Origin of the sequence: Pseudomonas sp. G5(2012) (assembly GCF_000408945.1) — a bacterium.
Classification (GTDB): Bacteria; Pseudomonadota; Gammaproteobacteria; order Pseudomonadales; family Pseudomonadaceae; genus Aquipseudomonas; species Aquipseudomonas umsongensis.
The window spans coordinates 1-17,131 of sequence record NZ_APIO01000038.1 but is presented as its reverse complement, the minus strand read 5'-3'; the positions used below and the strand labels follow the sequence as shown (position 1 = coordinate 17,131).

Here is a 17,131-nt window from a genome sequence, read left to right as displayed (position 1 = left end):
GATCAAGGCAGGCGACTTGATCGGCCACCTCGGTCTGTATCAGGACAGTGACGCGGATCAGCCGGAAAAGAAGCTGCACCTGGAAACGTTCAGCGGTGATGACGTCGAGGCGTTCATTGACGCCTGTCGGATTTGGGCCGAGCGCCTGCCGGAAAAAGACCGGACCTGGCTGAAACTGGCCAAGGGCACCCCCGTGGTGGCGCCTGAAGGGCACACCGCTGCGCAAATGCAGATGGCCAGTGATTCCAGCCCGCGCAGTGCGGCCGACTTGCTGGTGCCCAAGAAATTGCTCGATGGCCTGCCCCCGGACCGGAAAATCCAAGTGCCCGCGAACCCGACGCGCAACGCGCGCACCTGGTATCGCCTGGAAAACCTGCTTCACGACGCCGACAACAATCTTCTCGATGGCTGGGTGTGTGAAGAGTCAGGCGTAACGCCTTGGGTCAGTCCGTGGGACTGGGAAGGCTATGACGTCATTATCGATTTCAGCCGACCCAAACACATGCTGGCTTCTTTTCTCAGCGCCGTCGGCGGCTTCAGCGACGCACAACGCGAGCGTTATCGCCCCATCGCCGAAAAGGACGACAAGGGCCCGATGAAAAACCGCTTGTACGCGATCATCGATCGCAACCGCGACGGCAAGATGACTGCCGCTGAACTGCAAGCGGCCCTTGAGCTGCCGGCGCATGCGCAGTCGATCTCGCAGATGATCCTGTACAAGGAAAGCGAGTGGTTTGAGCAGCCGAAGATCTGGGATGCGTTGGATGAGTTGCTTGGTCATAGCGGCTCGACGCCGCACTTGAACTGGCTCGCGGAGAAGCAGCGGATTGCAGAGCTGGGGTGGTGGAGGGACGTCGCGGAAAAGGTGGGATTGCCTTCGTGGGGGAGTGCCTATCACTTTCATCCGATTGGGATGCTTGGTCACTTCGCGAACACCGTAAACGGAATGCTGAGCTGCAAAATATGCGGTGTTACGCTCAAATTAACGAGTGATTTTTTGAGCGAAATATGCGGCAACGAAGTAAACCCGCTTTTTATCAGTGCGATGGTCGATGCAGCTAAACACTTGTTCAAAAAGTACGGATTAGACAGTTGCGAGCAAATCACCCACCTATTAGCACAAGCAAAAAAAGAGACTGGTGGGTTTGTACATTTTAGAGAGTCGCTAAACTACTCTAGGAGGACATACACTGCCGCCAGACTTTACAGACTGTCTCCGACTGTAATAAATGCGGGATTCTCCAGAAAAGGGCTTTCTTTCTCAAGTGAAGAAGAAAAACTAGCCTGGATAGATGAGCATCTTATTGGTAACGATGTAGCTTACGGATTGCATTGTTATGGCAATTCTGAAAAGCCAGGGAAAGACTTCAGGGGGCGAGGGTTAATCCATCTCACTCACTATGAAACCTATAAGAAATGCGCCAAAGACACAGGTCTACCGATTGACTCTAATCCAGAGCTATTGGAAAAAGATTTCGCCGTCGCTATAGAAACAGCACTGTGGTTCTGGAAGGCAAGGCGCATATCCGCAATTGCGGAGGATCCGACCCTAAATGGGGATGCAGGTGTTACTGCGGTGACTCGCCCCATAAATATCGGGTTGGCAGGTTTGTCAGAACGCCAAAAATACAAGCGGGACATAACTGAAAAATTTAATGCAAATTTTGATAGTAGGTGCAAGCGAAATGATTAAATTAATTTTACTTCTAAGTTTTTTCTTTGGATCGACCGCTTTCGCAAGCAATGAAAAGTGCAGCAACGTTGGTCTTCGGGAAGCTTATAAATCCATGAGCACAAATGGATTGGACATATGTTTCGCCTACACGAAATCAGATGTTCGAGCCGAAAAAAAGTTATCTAGCGATCCAGACGAGATATCTCTTTACTCAGTCGCCCCATCTAAAAAACCGAAACTTATTTTTCAATTCCCATACGCGGGCACGGAAGGAACAATCACCGACGCATTTTTCTTTACAGCTGAAGGGAAGTTCGAAGAAACGCTATTTATTATTCACCGCATGGAAGCGCCAAAATCGTGGGACTCCGTGAGTGATATTTACAGCGTCAGTGTTTTTAGGTGGGAGGGAGACTCTCTACTTCCCGATCAAAAGCGCACTCGTTTTTTTGATATAGGTGGGGATACTATTGACGAGCACGGACAATCAACATATATGTACCCGTACAAAGATAAGAAAAGTATTGAGTCTGCAATTGCTTCGCCCTTGTTTCGCACCGTCGTTGCTGACGAAAAAGTCACAGGCACCATCATGGAAAAAACATTTCTTCATGATGGCGGTTCGGAGCCGTTGCCGGAGTATTCAAGCAAGATGTATTTAATCAAAGGGGACAGAGTTCTAGTGGAGGATACGACGGCCGGATGGTGCAGGGTTTTATACCAAACAAAGGTGAAGATAATTAAGAAGTGGGCGCAGTGTAGGTCAATAAATTTTTCAGTGAACCGGTGAAGTTATGCCAATCAGACTGGACAAAATTCCTGCTCCCGCACTGTGCCCTCAACCTCCTCGATTTTTACTTTGGCTCGGCCTGCTGATGCTGTTCTGTTTGCTGGGCACAGGAGGAACGCTGTTGTTCGGCGATGAAACCTTACCTCAACGGCCTGCGGAGTTCTGGCGCGCGGCCTTGGTCTTTCCAATCCTGGCCTGGTGCGTGCTGGGTTTCGGGCGAGCGATGTTATACGTTGGCGAGCATGGTGCCGCCAAAGGTTGGGATGAAGCGCGTGAAGAAGACCTGACCCGAAAGATTCGTCAAGGGCGTCGCTCGCAACAGGTGTTGGGCGTGAGTTTGCAGACGGCGCTTCGGCAGCCTGGCGATGAACCGTCAATACAACTGGAGGCTCTGCTGAGTGGAGCGAATGCGCTGAAGTCCCAAGCCTCCAGAATGGATGGAGCAATACTTCGCCATAGTTGTTTATCTTGCGATGCCGATGAAAATCCGGAAGCGCTATTGCTAAGTATATGGGCGCAGACGCTCGCCGACCTGGCGCCAACGTTGGCGCAATTGCCTGCGGATCAACCACTGGCCCTGTTGCTGGACGTCGATACCGGTTTGCCGCAGAACCAATGGCGCCGAGCCTGGCGCCAGGCGTGGCGCGAATCCGGTATTCACCAGCCCGTTACCCCTGTCGATGGCAGCGGACTGGCTGCACTGGACCTGTGGCTCGACCAGCGTATCCGCGATCGGGCGTTGCTGTTGGTGGTGGCCGTGCAGTTTGCACCGCAGCAGCCTAAGGGCACCGCCGAAGCCGCCGTCGGGTTGTTGCTTGGCAACCGCCTGACGCAAACCACCTTAGCGCCGATAGCTTATCTTCACCGCCCGGAGCAGGAGCGCACGCCCTCCTCCGATGACCTGCTTTATGCCACGCGCCAGGCCCTTGATTGGGTGCCGCTTGAATCGACATCGATCGAGCGGGTTTGGCGAGTGGGCATCGACGTGCAACGGGCTGTGGATGTTGCGAGCGTACTGAGTAAAGTCCCCATGCCAGTCAATAAAACGGGGTTGTGCGATCTCGATGCGATGTTGGGTCATCCAGGTTGCGCGTCACCTTGGCTAGCTATCGCAACTGGGACGCAGGCGATTGCGCGTGGCGCAGGACCGCAATTCATCTTCAGTGGCGCTGGTGGTGCGGCAGGGCTGTGGGGCACGGTGTTGATGCCGGTATCAGCACTTTGAAATAGGTGAATGGGAGCAAGCAGACGGCCATCCGACTTGCCCGCGAAGAACGATGAGGCGGTGCGGCAAATGCATCGCGGCGTCGCGTTCGCCGGCAAGTCGGATCGCCGCACCGCTGGCTCCTACGGTGGCCACATGAGCCGCTAGATACCCATCACCATCTGCCCGCTATCAACACGCAACTCCACACCATTGATCGCCCGTGCTTCGTCGCTGGCCAGGAACAGCACGCTGGCCGCGACGTCTTCAGGCAGGCACATGCGGTTCATCGGGTCGCTGTCGATGGTCAGGCGGTTCGGGTCGACGCCTTGGGGGAAGCTGGCGCGGGTCATGTCGGTGAGGACGCCGTCGGGGTGCAGGGTGTTGCAGCGGATGCGGAATTTGCGCCGTCGGCAAAGCGCTGCCACCGAACGCGACAACGCCGCCACCGCGCCTTTGGAGGCGCTGTAGGCCAGGTAGTCGTCGCGCCCGGCGAGGGCCGCGATGGATGAGAGATTGATGATCGAACCACCGCTGTCCTTCATCAACGCGATGCCTTCGCGGCAGCCCAGGAACACGCTGTCGGCATTGACTCGCAGCATCTTGTGCCAGTCCGCCAGGGTGGTTTCCTCGATCGAGCCGGCGATGAGGATGCCGGCGTTGTTGACCAGGATATCCAGGCGACCGTAGCGCTCACGCACATGGTCGATGACCTGGCGCCACTCAGCTTCGCTGCTGACGTCGTGACGGATGAAGGCTGCAGTCGGTCCGATCTCCATCGCCAGGGCCTGACCTGCCTCGACGTCCAGGTCGCTGATCAGCACCTGGGCGCCTTCGGCCGCCAGCAGCCGCACACTCGCGGCGCCGATGCCCTTGGCGCCGCCGGTGACCAGCGCGACCTTGCCGTGAACCCGGCCATTCTTGTTGTCGGTCATCATGTCATCTCGTGTGTATGGATCGTTTCGGCTTGCTGGGTGCGCGCGACAGCGGCACCGGCTCGTCGACCGGAGAACACGCAGTCGGCCAGGGACAAGCCACTGATGTACAGGTGCGAGGGAATGCCCAACGCGCTGCGGCCGGCGGCGTACAGGCCACTGATGGCTTGCCCGTGTTGGTCCAGCACCGCGCCGCTGCGCTCATCCACGCGCAAGCCGCCCAGGGTCAGGGCGCCCAGGGGGAAGACCGGATTGGTCACGGAGATATCGCAGGCATAGAAAGGCCCCTGCTCAAGCACCTGGCGACCGCCCTCGGACTTGCCGAATGGCTCCGGCGCTTCGCCACGGGCGGCGGCGTTGGCGGCCAGCACCGACGCACGCAGTACGGCGGGGTCCATGGCGGTCGCACTGGCCAACTCGCTCAGGCTCTTGCCCTTGCGCACCTTGAACAGCATCAGCGCCAAGGCCGGAAAACTCTGGAACCACCAGTAGCCGCCGAACAGCGCTTCGCGGATGGCTTTCTTGCGCAACGGCGCGTCCAGCACCAGCCATGCCTTGCCGCCCTGCTCTTCCATCAAGGGTTGCCCGAGGGTGGCGCCGTAGACTTCTTCATTGCAGAAGCGCCGGCCCTCGCGATTGACCACGATGCCCTTGTGCCAACTGTACGGCGGGTTGATGAAGCGCCATGCCGATACCCGCTCAAGCCCCGAGCCCTGGCCGCCGACACTGGCGCCCAGGCGCAAGCCGCTCCCATCGCAACCGGTGGCGCCGACCTTGAAGTTGCGCCGGAACTTCGGTGCGTGCTGTTCGAGCAACTGGCGATTGAAGATGAAGCCGCCGGTGCTCAGGATCACGCCATGGCGTGCCTGCACCCGAAGGGGCCTGGCGAAATCCCGTTCCAGCTGGCAGACCTTCTTGCGCAATTTGTTGCAATAGCCCGGCGCGAAGTTCTGCAGGCGTTCGGCGCGGGCGGACAGTCGTGCGTGCAACTGGGCTTGCTTGCTGCCTTCGGGCATACACCAAAACTCGGCACCCAGTACCCGCCCCCGGGGGTCGACCAGCAGTCGTCGCGCCGCCGCCTGCAACAGCGTTTTCGCTCCGGCCTTCAGGCACGCTGCCTTCAGGTGGGCAAAAAGCACCGCGCCGCCCTGCCCTTTGCCCACGGTGCGATGCCCTCGTGGTGCAGGCGGCAAGGGGCCGCCGTGGTCGGGCACCAATTCGTTGCCCGAGTAATAGAGGAAGTAGCCGTCGGGCGGGTACGAAGTCTTTCCCCCGCCGGGTGGCATCTGGTGGGCATAGGGCGCGCCGTGGCTTTCCAGCCACTCGAGGTTGCTCACACTGTCGGCGCAGAAGCGCCGCAAAGTGTCATCGCTCACCACGCCCCCGGTTTCGTGTTTGAGGTAATCGAACATGGCTTCGGGGCTGTCGTTGAAGCCCGCGGCCTGTTGATGACGCGTACCGCCACCGGCGTAGACCACCCCGCCACTCTTGGCGCTGGCGCCGCCGCCGGTGAAGCGGTCAGCGATCAGCACGTTGGCCCCCTGGGCCCGAGCTTCCAGCGCGGCGCAGGCACCGGCCGCGCCCCAGCCGACGACCAGCACGTCGCAACGTTCGTCCCAGTCCACACTGCTGCCATCGGTTACTTGCAGGGGCGGCAGCACATCGGTGCTGGGGAGGTTATCGGACATTGACATAGCCCCTCCTAACGCTGGCTAGCCAGGTGATTGGCGGCGACATAGCCGAAGGTCATCGCCGGCCCCAGGGTGCCACCCGCTCCCGGATAGCTGGTGCCCATCACCGACGCCGAGCAGTTGCCAATGGCGTACAAGCCGGCGATGGCGGTGCCATCTTCGCGCACCACCTGGGCATGCTCGTTGGTCAACAGGCCGCCCTTGGTGCCGATGTCCCCGGCGTCCAGGCGCATGGCGTAGTACGGGCCTTTGCGCAGGGGCGCCAGGCACGGGTTGGGCTTGATGTTGCTGTCACCGTAGTAGCGATCGAAGACATTGCCACCACGGTCGAAGTCGAGGTCCACACCGGAGCCTGCATAGTCGTTGACCTTGGCCACGGTGGCTTCCAGACCGAGGCTGTCGACGCCGATCTGTCGGGCCAGGCCAGCCACAGTGTCGGCCTTCCAATACAGGTTATTGAGCCACTCCTTGCGCAGGCGGCTGTCGGGCATGATCTGCCCTGGCATCAACGGCCCCATGGCATAGTTGAAACGGAAATGCGCGTCGAAGATCACCCAGGCCGGTACCGACTTGCCGCCGGTTTTCTGGTTGTCTTGATGCATGGCATCGACAAATTCCAGATAAGGCGCGGCTTCGTTGACAAAGCGTTGCCCCAGGCCGTTAACCACGATGGCGCCGGGGAACGCACGCTCGGCAAAAATCCCCCGGGGTTTGTCTTCTCCCGGTACGGCAATGGTCGGCGCCCACCAGGCCCAATCCATCAGCGCGGTGGCCGCGCCCTGGGCCATGCCGGCTTCCAGGGCCGCGCCGGTGTTGTTGCCGGGCGGTGTCGCGCTCCAGGCCTTGCGGGTTGGCTTGGGCAGGTACTGGTCACGCAGGGCCTGGTTCTGTTCGAAGCCACCGGAGGCCAGGATCACACCGTGGCGTGCCTGCAGTTGCAGTTCGGCACCGTCACGGCGCACGGTGACGCCGCTGACCCGACCGTTATCGGTGACCAGGCCGCAGAAATCGGTGTTGAGCCAAAGCGGCACGTTGCGGTCCATCAACGAGCGGCGCAAAGACGCCACCAACGAACTGCCCAAGGACGCGCGACGATCCATCTTGCTCTTGCGCCGCCATTTGAAGTCCAGCTTGTAGCGCAGCATCAGCTTCATGATCAGCAGGCGCCAGCCGAAGCTACGGGCCATGGCCTTGTGCGCATCGCGCGCCGTCCAGGCGATGCGCCCCATCAGCAGGGTCGAAGGCGAAGGCTTGCGCAGGTTTGCCAGTTCCTCACCCAGCAGACTGGTGTCGAACAACTCCGGATCCAGGGTCCGCCCACCGGGCAAAGCCCCCGGCAGGTGCGGATAATAATCAGGGTATTTGGCCGCCACGGCGTAGCGCACCCGGCTGATACGGGTGAGCTGCTCGATCATCTTCGGCGCATTGTCCAGGTAGGCACGCAGGCGCGTTTCACCGACATGCTCGCCCGCTGCCGCCTTCAGGTAAGTCAGGGCGGTGGCGTAGCTGTCGTTGCCCTTCATGCGCGCGAAATAGTGGTTGTTGGGAATCCAGATACCGCCTCCGGAGATCGCCGAGGTGCCGCCGTACTGGTTGCTTTTCTCCACCACCAGCACACTGAAACCCTGGTCGGCGAGGAATACCGCCGAAGTCATCGCACCTGCACCCGAACCGACGATGATCACGTCGTAGTGGGTCTGAGACTGAACTTGAGCCGTCATTGTTGTTATGCCATTAGCTGAGGTCAGGAAAGAACCGCCGACCACGCAGGGTGCGCTGGCGGAGTGCAGCCCCATGATCGGGGGTGCGGGGGGATGGGCTCATCGTCAAAGTGGACTAGGGGGGGGTGGCGCTTGTCCCTGTAGATTGGTCGCAGGAAGTCCGCGCGCCCTCGATTTTGTCCGCTTCATTAAGCACAGATTGTACCAGTCGAACTCTGACGTTCCCCTTCACCAATACCAAGGTGTTAAATACATTACGGAACAGCGGCAGATCACAACACCCTTTACTTAATGCGCCTATATGGAACGCTTTGGGAAATCCCCTACAAAATAAACATTTATTTCCCACAAATATGATGATGACACACTGATTAGAACTGGATAGCCTCTACTTGAGCAAAAAATTCAGTTGCACTAATGCGCGCTAATACTATCGCACAAGGATTTGACATACATGCCTGCCCTAACGACCTCTCTTGGCACTCTCTATGAAACCGTTGGTGATGGTGTAGAGTCCAGTAATGCCTCATGGAGTTTCGGAGGCACGACACCTGAACACTTTGACACCCATGTATCGAAATCCGTACCCAAATACAAGGACGGACACGATATCGTGCTGTCGCTCAGCGACTTTTTTGTAAAAACCGATAGCACCTGCTACGAACTTGGCAGTTCCACCGGCACCTTAACTCGGCAACTTGCACAACGCCATTTCGCATCGGCGAAGTGGGTGGGCATTGATGTGGAAGAAGCCATGACCCGCAAGGCGAATGAACTTTTAAGCGTATCGCCACAGCACAATGTCAGTTTCATCACCGATGATATTCTGAGTTTCCCCTATGAAAAAAGCGATCTGATAGTTGCGTATTACACTATCCAGTTTGTACACCCGCGCATTCGCCAAGCCTTGTTCGATCGCATTTATGAGTCCTTGAATTGGGGTGGTAGTTTTATCATGTTTGAAAAAGTACGTGGTCCAGACGCACGCTTTCAAGACATCCTCAGCAGCCTGTATGTAGATTATAAGCGGGACCAAGGCTATAGCGCCGATGAAATCCTGGCAAAAACCAGAAGTTTGAAAGGTGTACTGGAGCCTTTTTCCACGATGGGAAATATCGACATGTTATCTCGTGCCGGCTTCAGGGATATAACCAGTGTTTTCAAATACATTTGCTTTGAAGGATTCTTCTGCATCAAGTGACCGGAACGTGATCATGAACGCAACCATAGAACAAGAATATTTGCAACTTCTGCAGATGCCAGACACGTTTCGTGCGCAGAAAATGAATTGCGAATTGTGCAATTCCAAAGACCATTGGGTTTTACTGGAAAGCGTCCAAGGGCCCGGTGACCAAACTGTGGCATTGCCAGTACTCGGTTGCCAGGACTGCGGCCATATTTTCCAACAATACCGCTTCGATCAAGCTTTCTACGACGCTTACTACGACAAATACTACCGCCTGAGCCTGTTCGGCAATACGGGACCTGAGCGCGCGTTCTTTCTGGACCAGGTACGCCGCGGCGAACACCTTTGCCGGTACTTGCAGGATGTGCTTCCCGCCAAAGGCAAAATGCTTGATGTCGGCTGTTCTTCCGGCGGCCTGATGATTCCCTTCGCGAAACGGGGATGGACAGTAAGAGGCAATGATCCCGACCGGGCCTATGTAGAATACGGCAAAAATATCGGCCTGGACATCGATCTGGTGGGGGCCGAACGTATGAGCCCCAGTGGTGATTACAACCTGATCATCATAAATGGTTCTTTGGAACATGTTCATGATGTCAACCGAGTCATGCAACTTTGCCGACGGGCCAGTGCCGAGGATGGGTTGCTGTTGATTGAAGGTCGCGCGCTGGGTTATGGCATCGAACAAGGGTTTCTAACCCATAACCATCGTCGTTATTTGAGTGCCAGCAGCATCGAGTACCTGATGTGCCAGCATGGTTGGGAACCGATCCGGACCACCCGTGAGCCCATATGCGGGCCCACTCGGCCGGGGGCGGTGTTCGTACTGGGGCGAGCCTCTACCCAGCGTGCTAATGAGCACCTCGAAAGCATTAAGACCCAAGGCCGCATGGCCCTTCAGAAAACTTACATGCCAAGCCTCCTTGCGTTGCGAGCTCGCGCATGAGTACCTCGGTCCATGCTCTCGAAAACTCGAGCGCCCAAGCTCATTCCTGCTTTAGGGATGACCTGGTTGTGACGCCACTGCCAGCAGACTCGGTCACTTGGCGCTATAACCTCTACGATCCCAGTAACGATATCGGCTTTGAACTGGGCAAGGCCGAGTACTCGCTTGCTTTGCTCTTCACTGGTCAGCGAAGCCTTCCAGAGATCGCCGACGCCGCCCTTGTTCAGTATCGAATCAAGGTAAGCCCTGAGAAGCTTGCGCAGTTCGAGCGCAAACTGCTCAAACTGAAACTGCTGAGCAGCGATCAAACCGCTCATAAAAAGGACCTGCGTGACCCAGCCACGGGCATAACCTACGGCCCGCTGAAAGAGTATTTGCTGATTAACCTGGTGAAAACCAACCCGCAGCCACTGCTCGATCATATTTACCGGTTGGCGCCCTGGTGCTGCCGCGCGGCATTCATTTTGCCGTTACTGGCATTGGCCCTAGCGAGTTTCGTATACCTGGGCGTGCACTTCAGTACGTTCATGGCCGATGCTGGCGAGACCTATATCCACAGCTACCGCTGGTTGCTCTGGCACTTCCCGGTCATTTTGACTTCTATCGCCCTTCACGAACTGGGGCACGCATTGGCCTGTCGTCACTATGGGGTCAAGGTCAACGATTTCGGAATCGGCATCTACTTGTTGCTGGCCACCGGCTGGGTACGTCCGGTACAGGCGCAATGGTCGCAGCTGCCACTGAACCAACGGGTGATCACCATTCTGGCAGGCCCCTTGGTCAGCCTCCAGTATGCAGGCGTGAGCATTGTCCTGTGGGCGATGTTCCGTGACACCCAAGGGGTTTTGCCCGGTCTTTTTGTGGTGATGATCGTGGCTTCGTTTATTTCCCTCATTCCGACGCTGCTGCCCATCTTCAATGGCGACACGTACCTGGCTATTACCGAGGTTCTCGGGCAACCGCGTCTGCGCCAACGTGCTTTCAACTATGTAAAGCGCCATTGGCGCACCGCGCCGCTGGAAGCGGTTTCCCCTGCATTGCGCAGGCTCTACTGGAGCACATTCCTGTTGACCTGCCTGGGCTGGGTAATCGCCTGGTGCCTCACCGCAGCCACCCTGATTCGCCTTTTCAACCACCCATAAGGATGATGTCATGACCCAACCTACAGTGACCCCGGCTATCGCCAACACGGATGAACTTACCACCGACCCCACTGCCAGCATCACGCCGCAAGCCCTCAACGATATGCCGTTCGAGGAGTTCGACCTCGACGATATCGAAATCATCGAAAGCAAAGTTTTCGCCTGATCGCTCCGCGCCTCCTCGGCTTTACGTCGAGGGAGCCGCCCCCTTCCTCAGACTGGGCAACCACATGGCTCACTTCGTTAAGCCCGAACCAATTGGTGTGGGTATCCAGTACAACCCCGAAATCCTGGACTGGTTTCCATTTGAGGAGATCGTAGTCGATGTGCTGGAAATCCTTCTCGATAACATCATGGCCCCCATGGATGGCCCGCAGATTATCAAGCCTGGGGCTCAGGCGATGATCAATCGGCTGGCTGAGAAATTCACATTACTGGCGCATTCCAATTACGGCTGCGACTTTGGTTTCAGCCCTCTCGAAGAAACCGCCGCAGTGCAACGTCATGTGCCCCTGGCCAAGATGCTGAACAGTCCATGGGTCGCCAACCATTGTTTTTATGGCGACAACTCCTGGCTGGATATCTGGAGCAGCCCGCTGCAGTTTTCCAATTCAGAGGTGCTCCGCTGCGCCGAACGCGCGAAGACTTTGCAGGCGCATTATGGGATGCCATTGGCCCATGAAAACGCCGCCTATTACCTGCAATGCCCAGGCGCTGAAATGCGTGAAGCCGAGTTCTTGGCCCGGCTCGTGCAGCAGTCCGGCACCTTTTTGCACCTGGACTTGCACAACATCTACACCAACCATCTGAACCTGAAAAACTTCGACTTGCACGACTACCTCGACACCTTGCCATTGGACAAGGTGATCTCGGTGCATCTGGCGGGTGGCAGCTGGCACGAGGGGCTTTACCACGACTGGCATGACTCGTGTGTGCCCGAACCTGTTTGGGACCTGTACCAGGAACTCATGTCCCGCACCCGACCCTCGGCGATCATCTTGGAATACCAGGGACAGGCCCACCATGCGCTGACACGAGTGATGGACGCCAACGACGAACACATGATTGTCACCGATGTGCGGCGTGCTCAGAAAATCTGGAACTACTACACCAAACCAGTACAGGAACTGACGCATGGACGCTGAGCAGGTCTGGAGGCTATGGCGACGCCTGCTACGCGATGAAATGCTGCAGCAACAGTTGTACGAAGCTCAGGGCGCGATTGAATGGCTGCAAAACTTCCCCGATAACGAGCGGGCTATTCTGCATACCTACGCCAGTCAGTTTGAGAGGGTGAAATGGTTCGTCGAAAACTATCAGTTCCGCTTGGTCAACTCCTTTATCAATGCACTGGAAACCGGCGCCCCGCTGACTTTGCGCGCACTGATCAACATCGGGCTGGATCTGCCGACCCTTTCCAAGGCATTCCTGCGTCAACAAAAGTGGTTTGATTACGGGCCAAGAGTTTATGGCTATTGCGATGCGGTCCTGGACTTTCTACTTGAGCGCCAGGAGCTCGCTGATTACCCGCAGATTCGTGACCTGATAGGGCTTGAACGCGAATGTGTGCACCTCTACACCGGACTGGTGAAAGCCAGCGCCGTGGTGCCGGGCCAATATCAGCGCACCGACAGTGCACGCATTTACCAGAGCAGCTATGCGTTGTCGCAGTGGTTGCGTGATAAAAGCCTGCTGGGGCGTAGCAGCCCGGAGGGAACCAGCCAACACATCCTGGTGTATTTGCCCACCCCTGAGACCCGCCATAAATTCACGCTCATAAGCCCGCGCGCGACGTATCTCTATCGATGTCTTGAGCAACCACAGTCACTCGTCACCTTGACGCAGATACTGGGCTCCACAGCCGCCCAACCAAGCGGCGAGGACATTGCACTGCTCGGCAAACTTCATCAACTCAACGCCATTAGGATGCCGGTCTAGACCATGGAAAGCTCACAGTACTTCTGGCTGCGCTCGACCGGTTTTCCCATTCATCACTTGACGAATCTGGGCCGATTCGCCGAGTTGCCATTGTGCCGCGCCTTTGAACAAGACTTCCGCTCATTGCAAGCACTGAAGGCAACGTTGCTTGAAGAGGCCAACTCACACTCACCCCAGGCCTGCCGCAAATTCATCCGCAAACTCAACGAAGGCCAAGCCTTGCAACCCTCCGACCTGCCGCAGGCACTGCGCGAACCACTGAGTGAGGCTTTGCGGCGCTGGAACGGCTTGTTGGAGCGGGCCTCGGCGCGAGAAGGTACCGATCATGAGTACAACACCTATCTGGAGAGCGCCCGCCAAGGGCTGATCGACTTCCTGGACGACGAAGCGGTAGCCGAGGCCTTGTTCATATCCAACCCATCGGCGTTGACACGCATCCGTGAGCTGATCAAGGATCGGCACGGTAGAAACGATACCCGCAAAAAACAGAAGCTGCGTTTGGGTTGGAGTTACGCGCAACGATTCTGTGCCAAGAACGATACCTCAAGTTTTTTCGGTCCATTGGCCTGGGGCAGGTTCGATACCCGCCAGATGGTCAATGTGCAGCTGACCCAGGATGACACGGTGTGGATCAAGGATCGCCACACCCTCTTCGAGAATTGGGTGGTGCAACGGTTGGTCGAACAGATCAACCAACAATGTCCAGACACCGACCGCATGCCCCTGCAGCTCAATACCGGTTGCTACTTGCAGGAACAGACCCTGTTCATGCCGATTGGCAAAAGCCAGCGCCTCAACCCACAAACCGCGCAGGTACTGCATTACATCAGCGAGCAAAAGGGTCAAGAACCCACTTTTGTCGGGATGTTGAGCGTCTGTTCGGAAGTCGCGGTCAGCACACTGCACGACCTGCTGGAACATTTGGTGAGTAAACGGATCGTGCGTCGCGGCTGGCAAATGTCTCCTCGTGAGCGTAACCCCATTGTGCGGCTGCAACGATACTTGGCCACCGCGCGGGTATCCGATGAGTTCAGCCAGGTCTGGCGAGCGCGCCTTGAAGCATTGGAGGGCTTGCGCAGTGACTATGCCCACGGCGACCTGTTGCGCCGGACTGAATGCCTGGAGGGCTTGAACCATCTGCTGGGCGAGGCAGGGATCGACCTCAGCCGGGAAACCGGCGCCATGTATGTCGGCCGTTACCCGGTGTACGAGGATTGTTCAAGAAACATGGACATCAGCCTCGGCCAGGCCATGCTCAGCCACGTCAACGAAGAACTGGCGCCGCTGATGCGCATCAATCAGTGGCTGATCAAAGCCATCGCGCATCAACTCAATGTGGCTTTCGTTGATGTCTGGGAGCAGCGCCAGGCTGTCAGCCTCGGCAAGCCGGTTGATTTTCTCGACCTGCTCAACACCCTTGCTCCTCTGTTACCGACACTTGAAGCGCAAATCATCCTGAACCTCGATCAGCGCCTGGAAACGGCTTGGACGCAACTGCTGCAGGACCTCCCAAAGCATTCCGAAGTACACCTTTGTAACGCGGACATCGAACGCCTGATCATCCTGTTGGATACCAATATGGATGTAGCTGGCTTCGAGGTCTTTGGCAGCGACTACCACTCCCCGGATATCATGATCTCCAGTGCGTCGATGGAGGCCTTCAATCGCGGCGACTATGAAATCATCGTGGGTGAAGTGCATCCCGCAGTTCATACTCTTAGCCAACCCGTAGCCGCGCCGTTCGGACCGTTCAATACTCAGATAAATCAGCAGGTAGAGGCGATTTTCCAACAACCTCGTCTGATACTGGCGGATTCACCCACCAGTTATCAACGCTCGCATATCGACTGGCCTTTGCAGTCTTCTTACTTGCAATTGGTGCTGCCATCGGGTGGCGGTTGTGTTGCGGCGAATCAGCGGTTTGCTGCCGGTAGGGCACAAGTGCTGCGAGTGAATGATCGCCTGCAAGTGGTCGACGCCCTTGGACAGTTCAACGAAGACTTGCTGTGCGTATATTCGACTCCCATGCACCGGCTAGGCTTCGCCTTGGCTGGCAGTACCGTGACCAAACACGAGCACCGACGTGTCTGGTTTGGCCGCACCCTCTACAAGCGCGCTTCCTGGTTATTTACCAGAGATGACATGCCAACGCCGAAAGGCTCGGTCGACGAGCTCGAACACACTCTGCAATGGCGCGCCTGGGCTGCCGATCATGGTTTGCCCCGTTATGCGTTCGTCAAGATCGATACCGAACCCAAACCGCTGTTCCTCGACTTTGATAACCCGTTGTCCTTGGAGGGCATCACCAATGCGCTGAAGAACGCTGTCCACGTAAAGTTCTCAGAAATGCGACCGAGCCCTGATGAGCTTTGGCTTGAAGAAGAGCGGGGGCGTTTCTGCTGTGAAATACGCACAACCTTTTCCACATGCGAGGCTCTTGCGACATGAGTAATGAAAATTCAGGCTCTTGTGCAAAAGCCGATCAGGAAGCCAAACATTCGTTTTTGTACCTGTTCTTGACCATATTCATCCCCTTTGGCTTAGGTCATTTTGTGTCCTACCTGTTTCGCACGGTAAACGCCTTGATTTATGCGGATCTGGAACGGGAGCTGCTGCTTCCCGCCAGCAGCCTGGGCCTGTTGACCGGCGTGTACTTTCTAACGTTCGCCGCAGCGCAGATTCCGCTGGGTGTCATGCTCGACCGCTACGGTCCGCGCAGCGTGCAGGCCCCCATGTTGCTGTTCGCTGTGTTGGGCTCGCTGATTTTCAGCTTCTCCCATACCGAACTGGGCCTGATCATTGGTCGCGGACTCATCGGTCTAGGCGTTGCTGGTTCGCTGATGAGCGCGATCAAGGCGTGTGCCATCTGGCTGCCTGCCGAACGTCTGCCACTGAGTACAGCATGCCTGTTATCGGTGGGCGGCCTGGGCGCAATGGCGTCCACCACACCCTTGCATGAACTGCTCAAGTGGATCACATGGCGTGAAGCGTTCTTGATTCTGGCGCTGCTGACTTTGTTCGTCTGCGTAGTCATTCATCGGAGCGTGCCGCGCACCTACAAGCCCAAACACACCACCCTCGGCGAAATGTCCAAGGCCGTGGGGACGCTTTACTCCTCATGGGTATTCTGGCGGCTGGCGTTGTACTCGGTATTTGCCCATGCGATCTACATGTCAGTGTTGTCGCTATGGATGGGGCCTTGGCTACGCGATGTAGCCCATTTGGATGAGTCCAGCATGGCCCAAATCCTGCTCTGGGGTACCGTGGCGATGGTGGCAGGTTCGCTGGCCTTCGGCTCAATCACCGACTACCTGCGGCGCTTTGGTGTGCAACCGATCATGGTGTGTGGTGGCGGGGTTTCAATCTTCATCGCATTTCAATTACTGATGATCAGCGGCCTACCTGTATCGCCGCTACTGATTGCTATGGGTTTCAGCTTCTTCGGCACCTCCACCACCATGAACTACGCGATCGTGGCTCAGTCTGTGTCGCCTGAGCTTGCCGGGCGGGTCAGTTCATCGTTCAACCTGGTGGTATTCGTGCTGGCGTTCGTCTTGCAGTGGTTGATGGGAGAAATTCTGAACCTGTGGCCAGCATCTGGGCAAGGGCACCCGGTGGAGGCTTATCGGTGGTCGCTGGGAGTGATGATCGCGTTGCAGGTACCGGGGGTCTTGTTGTGGCTGAGTTTTAAACCTTGGGAACTGAAAATCGCGGTAGCGCGGTAGAACTATGACTGCCGAATGATGGGTACTGGATGCACGTCGATTTTGACGTCACGACGACCCGAAACGAATGTTCTAACCCAACAGCGTGGGAATGCATCTTGTGACGCTCCGCGTCACCGTTGCGCACGGCTCACATCATGCGTCGTCAGCGGAACGCGGAGCGTCCCTGGCGGCATTC

General features: G+C 57.0%; 14 protein-coding genes. 11 read left to right on the top strand and 3 right to left on the bottom strand.

The window, feature by feature from the left end; translation table 11 throughout:
• The 3 genes from PG5_RS12700 to PG5_RS12690 form a co-directional block, all read left to right on the top strand.
• On the top strand, window positions 1-1,693 hold a 1,693-nt coding region (locus PG5_RS12700; RefSeq protein ID WP_042955363.1), incomplete at its 5' end, for a glycoside hydrolase family 19 protein.
• Window positions 1,686-2,465 (top strand): hypothetical protein, encoded by a 780-nt coding sequence (locus tag PG5_RS12695; RefSeq protein WP_042955362.1) that lies wholly within the window; start codon window positions 1,686-1,688, stop codon window positions 2,463-2,465. The genes PG5_RS12700 and PG5_RS12695, both read left to right, overlap by 8 nt.
• A gap of 121 nt (window positions 2,466-2,586) precedes the next feature.
• On the top strand, window positions 2,587-3,690 hold the full coding sequence (locus tag PG5_RS12690) for a hypothetical protein (RefSeq protein WP_225441839.1): 1,104 nt from the start codon (window positions 2,587-2,589) through the stop codon (window positions 3,688-3,690).
• 143 nt (window positions 3,691-3,833) lie between these two features.
• Here the strand turns inward: PG5_RS12690 and PG5_RS12685 are convergent, their stop codons facing one another.
• The 3 genes from PG5_RS12685 to PG5_RS12675 are packed head-to-tail and all read right to left on the bottom strand — an operon-like array spanning window position 3,834 to window position 8,016.
• Entirely contained in the window at window positions 3,834-4,607 is a 774-nt protein-coding gene (locus tag PG5_RS12685) for an SDR family oxidoreductase (RefSeq protein ID WP_020797530.1), read from the bottom strand.
• The gene (locus PG5_RS12680; protein ID WP_020797529.1) at window positions 4,604-6,298 is read right to left on the bottom strand and encodes an FAD-binding protein; all 1,695 of its coding nucleotides are present in this window, start codon (window positions 6,296-6,298) and stop codon (window positions 4,604-4,606) included. The genes PG5_RS12685 and PG5_RS12680 overlap by 4 nt, the downstream gene beginning before the upstream one ends.
• An 8-nt stretch (window positions 6,299-6,306) precedes the next feature.
• The gene (locus PG5_RS12675) at window positions 6,307-8,016 is read right to left on the bottom strand and encodes an FAD-binding protein (RefSeq protein WP_020797528.1); all 1,710 of its coding nucleotides are present in this window, start codon (window positions 8,014-8,016) and stop codon (window positions 6,307-6,309) included.
• 454 nt (window positions 8,017-8,470) lie between these two features.
• Here PG5_RS12675 and PG5_RS12670 point away from each other — a divergent pair, with 454 nt between their 5' ends.
• The 8 genes from PG5_RS12670 to PG5_RS12640 all read left to right on the top strand — a co-directional run bounded on the left by PG5_RS12670 (window position 8,471) and on the right by PG5_RS12640 (window position 16,953).
• On the top strand, window positions 8,471-9,217 hold the full coding sequence (locus PG5_RS12670) for a methyltransferase domain-containing protein (protein ID WP_042955361.1): 747 nt from the start codon (window positions 8,471-8,473) through the stop codon (window positions 9,215-9,217).
• Window positions 9,218-9,230: 13 nt separating this feature from the next.
• Complete coding sequence (locus PG5_RS12665; protein WP_050511616.1) at window positions 9,231-10,148, top strand: bifunctional 2-polyprenyl-6-hydroxyphenol methylase/3-demethylubiquinol 3-O-methyltransferase UbiG; 918 nt, start codon at window positions 9,231-9,233, stop codon at window positions 10,146-10,148.
• Window positions 10,149-10,216: 68 nt separating this feature from the next.
• Complete coding sequence (locus PG5_RS12660; RefSeq protein WP_020797525.1) at window positions 10,217-11,290, top strand: M50 family metallopeptidase; 1,074 nt, start codon at window positions 10,217-10,219, stop codon at window positions 11,288-11,290.
• A 10-nt stretch (window positions 11,291-11,300) separates the two neighbouring features.
• A complete protein-coding gene (locus tag PG5_RS34440; RefSeq protein WP_020797524.1) occupies window positions 11,301-11,456 on the top strand; it encodes a TglA family RiPP precursor in 156 nt (51 codons plus the stop codon).
• A 64-nt stretch (window positions 11,457-11,520) separates the two neighbouring features.
• Window positions 11,521-12,435 (top strand): DUF692 family multinuclear iron-containing protein, encoded by a 915-nt coding sequence (locus PG5_RS12655; protein ID WP_020797523.1) that lies wholly within the window; start codon window positions 11,521-11,523, stop codon window positions 12,433-12,435.
• Window positions 12,425-13,228 carry a hypothetical protein gene (locus PG5_RS12650; RefSeq protein WP_020797522.1) on the top strand — a complete coding sequence of 268 codons (804 nt, stop codon included), beginning with the start codon at window positions 12,425-12,427 and terminating at the stop codon, window positions 13,226-13,228. The genes PG5_RS12655 and PG5_RS12650 overlap by 11 nt, the downstream gene beginning before the upstream one ends.
• Window positions 13,229-13,231: 3 nt before the next feature.
• On the top strand, window positions 13,232-15,676 hold the full coding sequence (locus PG5_RS12645) for a lantibiotic dehydratase (RefSeq protein ID WP_020797521.1): 2,445 nt from the start codon (window positions 13,232-13,234) through the stop codon (window positions 15,674-15,676).
• Window positions 15,673-16,953, top strand: a complete 1,281-nt coding sequence (locus PG5_RS12640; RefSeq protein WP_020797520.1) for an MFS transporter — start codon at window positions 15,673-15,675, stop codon at window positions 16,951-16,953. Before PG5_RS12645 ends, PG5_RS12640 begins: the two co-directional genes overlap by 4 nt.
• Window positions 16,954-17,131 lie beyond the last annotated feature (178 nt).